At 68.6% G+C, this 11,047-nt stretch carries 13 protein-coding genes; 10 read left to right on the top strand and 3 right to left on the bottom strand.

The features are described from left to right. Positions 1-408: hypothetical protein (locus QK444_RS03595; RefSeq protein ID WP_282777031.1), on the bottom strand; the 408-nt coding region annotated here is incomplete at its 3' end. Between the two features lie 173 nt (positions 409-581). Here QK444_RS03595 and QK444_RS03590 point away from each other — a divergent pair. After that, complete coding sequence (locus tag QK444_RS03590) at positions 582-1,469, top strand: helix-turn-helix transcriptional regulator (RefSeq protein WP_282777030.1); 888 nt, start codon at positions 582-584, stop codon at positions 1,467-1,469. Next, positions 1,459-1,668: a DUF397 domain-containing protein gene (locus QK444_RS03585; RefSeq protein WP_282777029.1), complete on the top strand. Its 210-nt coding sequence runs from the start codon at positions 1,459-1,461 to the stop codon at positions 1,666-1,668. The genes QK444_RS03590 and QK444_RS03585 overlap by 11 nt, the downstream gene beginning before the upstream one ends. Positions 1,669-1,696: 28 nt before the next feature. On the opposite strand, the gene QK444_RS03580 is transcribed toward QK444_RS03585, so the two are convergent. Together QK444_RS03580 and QK444_RS03575 are read right to left on the bottom strand one after the other, a co-directional pair. Then, positions 1,697-2,131, bottom strand: a complete 435-nt coding sequence (locus QK444_RS03580; protein ID WP_282777028.1) for a PIN domain-containing protein — start codon at positions 2,129-2,131, stop codon at positions 1,697-1,699. A gap of 101 nt (positions 2,132-2,232) precedes the next feature. Further along, positions 2,233-2,853 carry a TetR family transcriptional regulator gene (locus QK444_RS03575; RefSeq protein ID WP_282777026.1) on the bottom strand — a complete coding sequence of 207 codons (621 nt, stop codon included), beginning with the start codon at positions 2,851-2,853 and terminating at the stop codon, positions 2,233-2,235. 82 nt (positions 2,854-2,935) lie between these two features. On the opposite strand from QK444_RS03575, the gene zapE reads away from it, so the two are divergent. From zapE to QK444_RS03535, 8 genes are all read left to right on the top strand, one after another. Continuing rightward, entirely contained in the window at positions 2,936-3,883 is a 948-nt protein-coding gene (gene zapE, locus QK444_RS03570; RefSeq protein WP_282777024.1) for a cell division protein ZapE, read from the top strand. 150 nt (positions 3,884-4,033) lie between these two features. Then, positions 4,034-5,236, top strand: a complete 1,203-nt coding sequence (locus QK444_RS03565) for a glycosyltransferase family 1 protein (protein ID WP_282777022.1) — start codon at positions 4,034-4,036, stop codon at positions 5,234-5,236. Positions 5,237-5,238: 2 nt separating this feature from the next. After that, entirely contained in the window at positions 5,239-6,600 is a 1,362-nt protein-coding gene (locus tag QK444_RS03560; protein WP_282777032.1) for a UDP-glucose/GDP-mannose dehydrogenase family protein, read from the top strand. Positions 6,601-6,888: 288 nt separating this feature from the next. Beyond that, positions 6,889-7,806: a DUF4129 domain-containing protein gene (locus QK444_RS03555; RefSeq protein WP_282777021.1), complete on the top strand. Its 918-nt coding sequence runs from the start codon at positions 6,889-6,891 to the stop codon at positions 7,804-7,806. 40 nt (positions 7,807-7,846) lie between these two features. Continuing rightward, positions 7,847-8,350, top strand: coding sequence for a hypothetical protein (locus QK444_RS03550; protein WP_282777020.1), 504 nt, complete (start codon positions 7,847-7,849; stop codon positions 8,348-8,350). 22 nt (positions 8,351-8,372) lie between these two features. Next, the gene (locus tag QK444_RS03545; RefSeq protein ID WP_282777018.1) at positions 8,373-9,335 is read left to right on the top strand and encodes a MoxR family ATPase; all 963 of its coding nucleotides are present in this window, start codon (positions 8,373-8,375) and stop codon (positions 9,333-9,335) included. After that, complete coding sequence (locus QK444_RS03540) at positions 9,332-10,606, top strand: DUF58 domain-containing protein (RefSeq protein ID WP_282776992.1); 1,275 nt, start codon at positions 9,332-9,334, stop codon at positions 10,604-10,606. Before QK444_RS03545 ends, QK444_RS03540 begins: the two co-directional genes overlap by 4 nt. Then, complete coding sequence (locus tag QK444_RS03535; RefSeq protein ID WP_282776990.1) at positions 10,603-11,037, top strand: hypothetical protein; 435 nt, start codon at positions 10,603-10,605, stop codon at positions 11,035-11,037. Before QK444_RS03540 ends, QK444_RS03535 begins: the two co-directional genes overlap by 4 nt. Positions 11,038-11,047 lie beyond the last annotated feature (10 nt).

The following is an 11,047-nucleotide window of genomic DNA, read 5'->3' as shown; positions in this document are numbered from 1 at the left end:
GAGCTGTTCGACCAGCCCGGCCGGCACCTGCCCGCCCTCGAAGTGCTCGGGACCGGGGACGATGACGGCCACGGCGTCCAGGCGGGTGGCCTGTGCCTTCAGCCGGGCCAGTGGCGGCCGTCCGAACTTGGGGTCGTAGACGATCATGTCCGCGAAGTCGTAACCGAGACGGCTCGCGAGCGTTCGTATCCGGCTCTGATCCCGAACTCGAGCCATGCCGGACACATCGGTCCGCAGATAGCCGAGGGCTGTTGGCCTGCCACACATTTCGCTTCCTCGCTCGGTCTCGTCGGCGCTGTTCAACTCCAGGTACACGCCCGGCCCGGCGACGCCGGGCCGGGCATCGTCGTAAACGCGGAGTTCGAGCACTCCGCCGGGGAACTCGCACAGCCTGGTGCGCGTGGTCATCGGTCACCCCTGTCCGCTGGTAGTCGTGTGCGACAGCACAGCCGATGCCGGAAACTTCGGAAAGTGAAAATAGGGAATCCGAATAACTCTCCCGAATCCGCAGCGCGGCAACCGATCTACCTGCGACGATTGATCCGATACGGGACCACGGGGTGATCCGGAACGGGACTGACATGATGGAAGGCGACAGCAGCATCACCCGACGCCAGCTGGGCAGGTATCTCAGGGACGCGCGGGAATCGGTGGGGATGACACTCGAGGACGCGGCAAAGCTCATGGAGTGGGGCAAGAGCAGTTTGCAGCGCATCGAGAAGGGGATGAACCAGAAGATCCGGATACGCGATCTCGACGGGTTGATCGAGATCTATGCGATTGACGACGACCGCGCGGCCGGGCTGCGGGGCCTCGCACAGCAAGCAGCCGGGAAGAGCTGGTGGCACGAGTTCGGGGGGCTCATCCCCACGAACTTCAACGTATACATGGGGCTCGAATCAGCCGCACAGACTATGTCGAGCTATCAGCCAGATCTCGTGCCGGGGCTACTTCAGACCACCGATTACGCACACGTCGTGGCACGGAACGCGTACCCGAACGATACTGAGCACGACATCGCGGGCCGCGTCCGATTGAAGATGGGACGGCAACGAAAGATCACCCGACGCACGAAGCCCGCCGTGCTGCACGTCGTGCTGGCGGAAACCGTGCTGCGCCGCGTAATCGGCGGACCTGCGGTCATGGCTGCTCAGCTGCGCCATATCGCTGACGCGAGTACCCGTCCGAACATCACCGTTCGGCTGTTGCCGCTGTCGGCAGGTTGCCCTACCGGCGAGCAGATCGGCCCCTTCATCATCATGGAATTCGGCACAGACAGTCGTGGCGCGCCGGAGGAACCGACAATCGTCTATTCCGAAGGCTTTACCAGCGACATGTACAGCGAGAAGCTGAGTATCGTTGAGCGATACACGTACGCGTGGCAGAGCCTCCAGCGCGCGTCGCTTGATGAGGACCTCACCAGATCGCTGTTGCGGGACAAAGCAAGGGAGTACGAGCGTGAACGATGATCTGTCCCAAGCCAAATGGTTCAAGAGCAGCCGCAGCGGAGGCGGCAAGGAGTGCGTCGAGGTCGCCTTCTTCGGTGAGAGCGCGGTCGGTGTCCGCGATTCCAAGAACCCTTCCGGCCCCGCGCTGATCTTCGCGGCGGCCGAGTGGGATGCCTTCACCGCGGGCGTCACCGCAGGCGAGTTCAACCGATCGAGGTAGCGGCGCTCGACCTCTCGCCGACGCAGGGTCAGTCGATACTGCCCGGAGGTGCCACCCATACGTGCGGCTGCCGGGTGACGGTGGCGATGCGCTCGAAGTCGGAGTCGTAGTGCACGAGCACAGCACCGTGGAATTCAGCGACAGCGGCCGTCAGGAGATCGACGACCCCGGCTGCACGATGCAGCCCGTGCCGGGCCATCAACAGCTGTACCTCACGCGCGCGGTCCGCGACGGACTCGTTGATCGGCAGATTGATATAGCCGGCGCGGCGGGCATGCGCGACCTTCTGCACCTCGGCCAAGTTCCGGCCGGAGTATCCGGCCTCCAGGTCTACCGTCGCACACGTTGCGGCGGCCCGGTCCACGATGAGTCCGGAAATCACCTTCCGGACGACATCGTGCCGACTCCGGGCGGCCGCCGAGGTATCGATCAGATGCAGTCGCAGCGGCGCGGTCTCGCTCAACGGCGAGCTTGGCGCATGATTTCAGGATCCCCGATGTCGGAGCCGACCCCCAGACCGAAGGGGTCGTTGATCACCTGCTCGATGCGCCGCCTACGCTCCTGCTATTCGTTGCCGAGGCCCATCCGGATTGGCCGTTCTCCCCATCCCATGAGGTAGACGGCGACGATGTGTTCGAGTTGGCGGATACCGCCAGCGGTACCGGTGGGCGCGTCCCTACGCGCACCGGCGTAGCGATCGAAGAGGATGCCTTCGAGCACGGCGAGGAAGTCGGCGGCGTCGGACTCGGGAGCGCGGGAGCCGAAGGCGGCGAACAGCTCTCGCGCCTCACCGAGGGAGAACAGGGAGTTGGTCAACCGGCGACGCAGTTCCGAGTCGCCCAGGAGATCCACGAGCAGTGCGTGTCGCGCGATCAGGTGGTGGCGGCGGTGAGCCAATAGGTCATCGAGCCAGCGCGCTATGTCACGAGCAATGTGCGACGGGGTGAGCTGAGCGTTCAGGTCCCGCCGCATCGCGGCGAAATCGTCGCGGGAGCGGGCGTGGATGCGGTCGACAATGGCCTCGATGAGCGCGCGTTTGGTGCGGAAGTAGTAGGACGTGGAGCCTGCGGGCAGGGTCAGGGCGTTGTCCAGGGCGCGGTGGGTCAGGGCTCGCAGGCCCTGGGTGGCGATGAGGTCTATGGCGGTGTCGACGATGCGGGTGCGGCGGTCGGGCGGTGTGGACATGGTCACCTTTCCTCGCGGGCCCTCCCACGAGCCTCTACAAATGTAGAGGACTCTCTACGGGTGTAGAGGCGAGGAGGGTGGGATGAGCGTCGACGCGGTGACCCTGGACGCGGATCAGGCGATAGCGGCGCGGCGGCTGGCAGACCTCGAGGGGCGGCTCGGGCGGCGGTGGCGGCGGGTGCGCGGGGTGTATCTGCACGGGCGGCCGGGGCGGGGGAAGACCATGCTCATGGATCGGTTCTTCGCCGAGGTGCGGTCGGATCGCAAGCGGCGCTTTCATTTCCACGAGTTCTTCGCCCGGCTGCATCGGGCCGTGCACGAGACCGGTTCCATCGGCGGGGCCGTCGACGCGCTGCTGGACGGTGCCGAGCTGGTGTGCTTCGACGAGTTCCACATGCATGATCCGGGTGATGCCACCCTGGTCGCGCGGCTGCTCGATACATTGTTCTCGCGGCGCATCACACTGGTGGTGACCTCGAACTATCCGCCGGAGCGGCTGCTGCCCAATCCGCTGTTCCACCACCTGTTCGTGCCGACCATCGAACGGATTCGCGAGCATCTCGACGTGGTGTCGGTAGACGGCCCCCGGGACTATCGCGCGGCGGGCGGGGCGGGCGGGGGCTTCGCGGGTGGGGCGTACATCGTCGGCGATTGCGGCGTGCGCGGCGGCGTGGCGGTCCCCGTCGGGCATCGCACGCTGCGCGCGCGGCGGGCCGAATCCGGGTCGTTGACCGTCGATTTCGCGGAGCTGTGCGGAATTCCGGTGTCGGCGGCGGACTTCCTGGAACTCGCCGGGAGGTTTCGCCGTTGGACGGTCTGCGAGGTGCCCGCGCTCGGTGCGGTCGATCCGGAATGGGTCATGCGGTTCGTGCATCTGGTCGATGTGCTGTACGACGCCGATCTGGAGCTGTGGGTTTACGCGCGGGTCGCCCGGGGCGAACTGGGGCGCGAGGTGGCCGGGGTGCCGGACCTCGGGCGGGCGCTGAGTCGGCTTAACACCCTTCGATTTCACGCTCGCGACCAGCATTGATCATGTGCGCGAAGCGGGTCTGACGGCCGAGTGAACTCGCCGACCGGACCGACGTTCGGGGTTCATGTCCCGTCCATACCTACGGGGGCTGACGTTGCGGGCGGCTTCTTACGGTGCTTGCAGGAGGCAGCACCGACCGGAGGGGACCCGATGCGAATCCTGAAAAAGGCCCGGGAGTCGATTCCCGAGCCCCTACCCCTCGCAGACCAGCGCGAAGACCGACTGCGGGTGCTGGTCGTCGCCGAATCCTTCCTGCCACAGGTCAACGGTGTCACCAACTCGGTGCGCCGGGTACTCGACCATCTCGCCGCCGAGGGGCACCAGGCCGAACTGCTCGCCCCCACCGGCCCGCGCAGCTACGCCGGATTCCCGGTGCACGTGGCGCGCGGCGCGCGGCTGCCCTTCTATCGCGACTTCCGGATCGGGCTGGAGACGCGTCGCCGCCTGCGCCGCATCATGAAATCCTTCCAGCCCGACGTCGTACACATCGCCTCCCCCGCCACCCTCGGCTATCAGGCCGCGGTGGTCGCCGCCGAACGCGACGTGCCCTCGGTCGCCATCTACCAGACCGATCTGGTGGGCTTCGCGCAGCGCTACGACCTGCCCGGCGGCGTGCGCGCCATGACCGCGCTGACCCGCCGCATCCACCTGCGGGTGGACCGCACCCTGGCCCCGTCCACCGCGAGCCTGCGGCAGCTCAAACTCATGGGTGTGCCCGGCCTGGCGCACTGGCCGCGCGGGGTGGACCTGGAACAGTTCGACCCGTCGCGCCGCTCCCGGGAACTGCGAGAACGATTGGCCCCCAACGGCGAAGCCCTGGTCGGCTACATCGGCCGCCTCGCCCCCGAGAAGGAACTGGAACTGCTCGCGCACCTGCGGCGGCTGCCGAACGTCCGGCTGGTCGTGGTGGGCGGCGGGCCGGAGGAGGCGCGGCTGCGAAAACTGTTGCCGCACGCCACCTTCCTCGGCGTCCTGCACGGCGAGGAACTGGCCACCGCGTACGCCTCCCTCGATGTCTTCGTACACACCGGCCGCCACGAAACCTATTGCCAGGCAGCGCAGGAGGCCCTCGCCTCCGGCGTGCCCGTGGTCGCACCGGCCGCGGGCGGCCCCGTGGACGTGGTCGAGCCCGGCACCGGATTCCTCTATCCCCCAGGCGATGCCGACGCCATGGTCGGCTTCGTCGAGCAGCTCGTGAACGATCCCGCGCTGCGCCACCGGACCGCTGCCGCCGCCCAGCAGAGCGTGCGGAACCGCTCCTGGGCGGCGGTCAACCACCTGCTCGTCAGCTACTACCGCGAGGTCATCGCCGAGCGTCGTGGCGACGAGCGGATCACCAAGGAGGCCTGCTGATGTTGCGCATATCCGTCATCGGCACGGGATATCTCGGCGCGACCCATGCCGCGGGCATGGCCGAACTCGGATTCGATGTCCTGGGCGTCGACAACAATGCCGCCAAGGCGGCCGCGCTGGCGGCCGGGCGGGTGCCCTTCCACGAGCCCGGCCTGCCGGAGCTGCTGAGCAAGCACGTCGATCAGGGGCGACTGAGCTTCGGCACCTCGCTGGCCGAGGCCGCGGGCTTCGCCGACGTGCACTTCCTGTGTGTCGGAACCCCCGAAAGCCCCACCGGCGCGGCGGATCTGTCGCAGCTGTACGCGGCGATCGAGGCACTGGTGCCGCAGCTGACCCGCAACTGCCTGATCGTCGGCAAGTCCACGGTCCCCGTGGGTACCGCCGAGGCCCTCGCCGCGCGCATCGACGAGCTCGCACCGCGCGGCATCGCCGTGGAACTGGCTTGGAATCCGGAATTCCTGCGCGAGGGCCACGCCGTATACGACACCCTGCACCCGAATCGCCTGGTCTTCGGCGTCACCACGCCGGATGCGGAATGGGCGCTGCGGCAGGTGTACGCCGCCGCCATCGCCGAGGGCGCGCCGGTGGTGGTCACCAATCTGCCGACCGCCGAACTGGTCAAGGTGTCGGCCAATGCCTTTCTCGCCACGAAGATCTCGTTCATCAACGCGATGGCGGAACTGTGCGAGATCACCGGCGCGGATGTGAACCTGCTGGCCGACGCGCTCGGTCACGACGACCGCATCGGCCGCAAGTTCCTGGGCGCGGGCCTGGGGTACGGCGGCGGCTGCCTGCCCAAGGATGTGCGCGCGCTCATCGCCCGCGCCGGTGAACTGGGCGTGCCGGAGTCGGTGCGCTTCCTCGACAGCGTCGACGCCATCAACCTGCGCCGCCGCGAGCGCGTGGTGGCCGAGACCCTGGAGGTGCTGGGCGGCGACCGTCCCACCGGCCGGGTGGCCGTGCTGGGCGCGGCGTTCAAACCGCTCTCCGATGATGTGCGCGATTCCCCGGCCCTGGATGTGGCCGTGCGGCTGCACAACGCCGGAATCGAGGTCACCGTCTACGATCCGGAGGCCAACCGGTCCGCCAGCCGGATCGCCCCGCAACTGCGGTACGCGCCGAACGCGACCGCCGCCGTGCTCGGCGCGGATGTGGTGCTGCATCTGACCGAATGGCGCGAGTTCCGCGAACTCGATCCGGCGCTGCTGAGTTCGGTGGCGCGCCGCCGGGTGCTCATCGACGCCCGCAACACCCTGGATCCCGAGCCCTGGTTGACCGCCGGGTGGGACTTCCGGGCGCTGGGCCGACTGGTGGAGCGGCGGGCGGATGCCGGGCACGTGGATCCGCTGCTGGAATCGGCCTGAGCGGGGGCCGTGACGGCCGCCGTCAAGCGACTTCGGTGGGTCCGGTGACTGTTCGGACTTCGAGATAACCCGTTTCAGATCGGCGCTCGGATCCCACAGGCATTGTGCGAGTTCACAGGCGAATCCGCACTGATCTGGGGACTTCGCGAAAGCCGGTGACCTATGCGGTGATCGCGGGTAATCCGTGTTCGCCATTTCCCGCCCGACGGACCGCTTGGCATGTAACTATGACCCTGTTTTGTGCAGGACTCAGGTTGGCTGGGGGTGCTCGTGACCGGGGTGCGAGCGGTGGCATCGCGCGCGATCGGACTGATCGCGCTCCTGGTGCTGGCCGTGCTCGCCCTGCGCGGCTACATCCCCGGCACCGGCGGGCCGCGCGCACCGCACACACCCCCCGTGGTGGCGGTGGCCCTCATGCCGGTCCTGCTGCTGGTCTCGGTGGTGATCCTGCTGGCGGGCGTCATCAACAGCCAGCATCGACTGCCGCTGGCCATGCCGGAACCCGATCGAGACGCCGGCGGCGAACACTGGCGGCTGAGCCGCCTCGGACTGCTGATCCTGATCGGACTGGCCGCCCTCGCCCTACTGCTCACCGCGATGGTCTCGGTACTCCTGGTCGGCCCCGCACGTGACGAACCGACGGAGAACCGCACGGCCCCGACCGCCTCGGACACCGCCACCGCGGTACCGGATACCACGCCCCCCGACTCCGTCACCGCACCCCGGCTCTCCGGCACCGCGCTCATGCTGGTGGGGGCCGGAGCGGTAGCGCTGGTGGCGGTGGCCATGGTCGGTCTGGTGGTGGTCGCGGTGAGCTCGAGACGCAGACCGATGGCGCACACCACGCCGCCCACACCGGAGTCGGCCCGCGAAATGGTCTCGCTGGCCAAAGTGGCCGAGATGGGTCTGGCGGCCATGATCGCGCCCGGCCAGGATCCGCGCACCGCCATCATCGCCTGCTACGTGGCCATGGAACGGGGTTTGGCGCAGGCGCGCGAGGTGGCCCCGCTGGTCTCGGACACCCCGTCCGAGGTGTTGGCGCGGGCCTTCGAACGCGGTGTGCTGCACGACGCGTCCGCGCGGGAGCTGGTGGCGCTGTTCGAGGAGGCCCGGTTCAGCCCGCATTCCATGTTGGAGTGGCAGCGGATGCGGGCCGAGCAGCTGCTGCGTATCGTATTGCAGGATCTGCAGGGGCAAAAAGTATGAAATTTATTGCTGCACAACAGGTCTGGTTGGGGGTCCGGACATGAACCGCACCGCCGTCGTCGTCGGGGCGCTGCTGCTGGTGGCCCTGTTCGAAGTGCTGGCCTTCGGCAATCAGCGGGAAACCCTGCTGATCGCCGCCGCGATTCCGGTGGCCGGGGCGTTGGCGCTGCTCATCTGGTCGCTGGTGGAGCGGGCCCGCCGCGTCGAACGGGACGACCTGGCCGACAACGAGGTCGACAACGGCCCGGCCGAGATGCTGCGCCGCTGGCAGGCGCGGGCGCAGATGCTGGCCGAACGCTCGGAAGGCACCCGCGCCGACTGGGACCGCCACCTGCGACCGCTGCTGGCCAAGGAATTCGAACTCTCCAGCGGCCACCGCAACACCAAGAACCGGCGGGCCGCCGAAGCGGCCGGGGTGCTGCAGTTCGGTCCGGAACTGTGGCGCTGGGTGGACCCGGCCAACTCCGCACTGCGCGACCAGACCACCCGCGCACCGGGCCGCGCGGCGCTGGACGAGATCCTGCGCCGCCTCCAGAACATGTGACACCCGAGATGCGAGAAGAACTATGACCTCACCGATGGACATCACCATCAAGCGCACCGACGCGGTGCTGCGGGAACTGTCCCGGGTGGTGGTCGGCAAGCGCGAAGAACTGCAGCTGATCATGATCGCGGTGCTGTCCGGCGGGCACGTGCTCATCGAGGATCTGCCCGGCCTGGGCAAGACCCTCATCGCGCGCTCCTTCGCCGCCGCGCTGGGCCTGAACTTCACCCGCGTGCAGTTCACCCCCGACCTGCTGCCCGCCGACCTCATCGGCTCCACCATCTACGACATGCATTCGGGCCGTTTCAGTTTCCGCCGCGGACCGGTGTTCACCAATATGCTGCTCGCCGACGAGGTGAACCGCACCCCACCCAAGACCCAGGCCGCGCTGCTGGAGGCCATGGCCGAGGGGCAGGTCTCCATCGACGGTGAAACCTTCCCGCTGCCACAACCTTTCGTCGTCATGGCCACCGACAACCCGATCGAGTACGAGGGCACCTATCCGCTGCCCGAGGCACAACTCGACCGTTTCGCCATGCAGCTGCGCCTGGGGTACCTGTCCGAACAGGACGAGACGCAGATGATCCGGCGGCGGCTCGAACGCGGCTCCGCCCCGCCCCAGGTCGGTCAGGTGGTGGATGCCGAGGGACTGTTGGAGATGCGGCATTCCGTCGAGTTCGTGAGCGTGCACCCCGACGTGGTCGGCTACGTGGTGTCGCTGGCGTCGGCCACCCGCGGCCATCCGCAGGTGGAGGTGGGCGCGAGTCCACGCGCGGAATTGGACCTGGTGCAGATGTCGCGGGCGCGGGCGCTGCTCAACGGCCGCGACTTCGTGGTCCCCGAAGATGTGAAGGCCCTCGCCATTCCGGCCATGGCCCACCGCATCACGCTGCGACCAGAGATGTGGGTGCGCCGCATCCGAGGCGAGGACGTGATCGCCGAACTGCTGCGACGGCTGCCGGTGCCGCGCGCCACCACGACATGAGACACCGCGACACCAGCACCGCCACCGAGGCCGAATTGCGGTGGCGGCCCGCGCCGCTGGTGTACATGCTGGCCGCGGCCTCCGCGCCCGCGCTGGTGCTCGCGATCGTGCTGGGCAAATGGCAGCTGGTGGTGTTCGCCGCACCCCTGCTCGGCGTGCTGGCGACCGCGCCACTGCAACAGTCACGCACCCGCATCCAGGTGGACGGGGCCGGAATCCTGCGCTGCTTCGAAACCGAGGAAGTGACCCTGGCGGTCGCGACATTCGTGGAGTCCGGGCACGCGCTGCTGCGGCTGCATCCGGAGCCGATTCCGGGCATGGAGATGCGCGTGGAGGAGTCGATCGACTCCGGAAACGTGCCCGCCGGACTGCGTTTGGCGCTGTCGTCGCCGCGTTGGGGGCGGTTTCCGGTGCCCATCCGGGTGTCTGCGCTGAGCCCGGCCGGGTTGGCGGTGGCGTCGGTGCGGCTGCCCGCCGGGGAGGTCTTCGTGTACCCCATCGCCGACCCGCAGCGCATGCGGTTGCCCCGCACCGAATTACCCGAACGCATCGGCACCCATCTCACCCGGCGGCACGGGCCGGGCGTGGAATTCGCCGATGTGCGCGCGTACGCGCCGGGTGATCAGCTGCGCACGGTGAACTGGCCGGTGAGCGCGCGGCGCGGACGACTGTTCGTCACCGAGCGCTTCACCAACCGGGCCGCGGATGTGGTTGTGCTGGTGGACACCTCACTGCAAGCGCCCGGCCCGGCATCGGATTCGCTGGAGCTGTCCGTGCGCGGCGCGGCACAGGTGGCGCAGTCGGCGCTGCAGGCCGGTGACCGCACCGCCGTGGTCTGCCTCGGCAAGTCGCCGCGCTGGCTGCGACCCGATATCGGCCGCCGCCAGTTCTACCGCATCGTCGACGCGGTACTCGACGTCGGCGAGGAGCACATCCCCACCTCCGGCACCCTCGCCCCGCACACCGCCGTGCCGATCGGCGCGATCGTGGTGGCCTTCTCCACCCTGCTGGACACCCAATTCGCCTTGGCGCTCATCGATCTGCGCAAACGCGGGCACGTCGTGGTCGTGGTGGACGTGCTGCGCGGCGCACCCTTCGCCGACGGCCTCGATCACACGCTGGCCCGCATGTGGCAGTTGGAACGCGCCTCCATGTACCGCGATATGGGCACGGTCGGCGTCGACATCGTCGCCTGGCCCGAAGGCACCCGCCTCGACCAGGTCATGCGCCTCATCCCCGAACACCGCCGAACGGTCCGGGTGCGCCGATGACCAGATTCCTCGCCGTCCTGTCCGGCCTGCTCCTCACCACCGCCGTCGGCCTCCTCGAACCCTGGACGGCCCTACCGGTTCTCGCCCTCGTCGTCGCGGGTTGGCGCTGGCGCGTGCTCGCCGTCGCCGCCGTCCTGGCCGCCCTCGCCGTCGTCGCCTGGCTCGACACCGGCGCGGTCGAAGCCGGAGCCATCGGCCTGGTGGCCACCACCTACCTGCTCAACACCGCCACCGTCTCCGCCCCCGTCGGAGTAGTCCCCACCACCATCCCCTCGGTGGCCGGCGCCATCGTCTTCACCCTCGCCGCCGGAGCCGCCGCCCTGCTCCCGGTCCACCTGGCCTGGGCCCCCATCGCCGCACCGGTGGTGGTGATCCTCCTCTACGCCTGGCTCATCCAGGGGCTGGCCGATCGCCGCCCGGCGGACGGGTGACGCGTGTGGC

The organism is Nocardia sp. CC201C (genome assembly GCF_030010695.1).
GTDB classification, from domain to species: domain Bacteria; phylum Actinomycetota; class Actinomycetes; order Mycobacteriales; family Mycobacteriaceae; genus Nocardia; species Nocardia otitidiscaviarum.
The sequence above is the reverse complement of the archived record's forward strand: the minus strand, read 5'-3'. Positions and strand labels throughout refer to the sequence as shown.

Excerpts from the sequence above, each read along its gene's own strand:
- QK444_RS03565 (WP_282777022.1), top strand. The coding sequence starts at position 4,034 with ATGCGAATCCTGAAAAAGGCCCGGGAGTCGATTCCCGAGCCCCTACCC.
- zapE (WP_282777024.1), top strand. The coding sequence starts at position 2,936 with ATGAGCGTCGACGCGGTGACCCTGGACGCGGATCAGGCGATAGCGGCG.
- QK444_RS03540 (WP_282776992.1), top strand. The coding sequence starts at position 9,332 with ATGAGACACCGCGACACCAGCACCGCCACCGAGGCCGAATTGCGGTGG.
- QK444_RS03545 (WP_282777018.1), top strand. The coding sequence starts at position 8,373 with ATGACCTCACCGATGGACATCACCATCAAGCGCACCGACGCGGTGCTG.
- QK444_RS03550 (WP_282777020.1), top strand. The coding sequence starts at position 7,847 with ATGAACCGCACCGCCGTCGTCGTCGGGGCGCTGCTGCTGGTGGCCCTG.
- QK444_RS03535 (WP_282776990.1), top strand. The coding sequence starts at position 10,603 with ATGACCAGATTCCTCGCCGTCCTGTCCGGCCTGCTCCTCACCACCGCC.
- QK444_RS03590 (WP_282777030.1), top strand. The coding sequence starts at position 582 with ATGATGGAAGGCGACAGCAGCATCACCCGACGCCAGCTGGGCAGGTAT.
- QK444_RS03575 (WP_282777026.1), bottom strand. The coding sequence starts at position 2,853 with ATGTCCACACCGCCCGACCGCCGCACCCGCATCGTCGACACCGCCATA.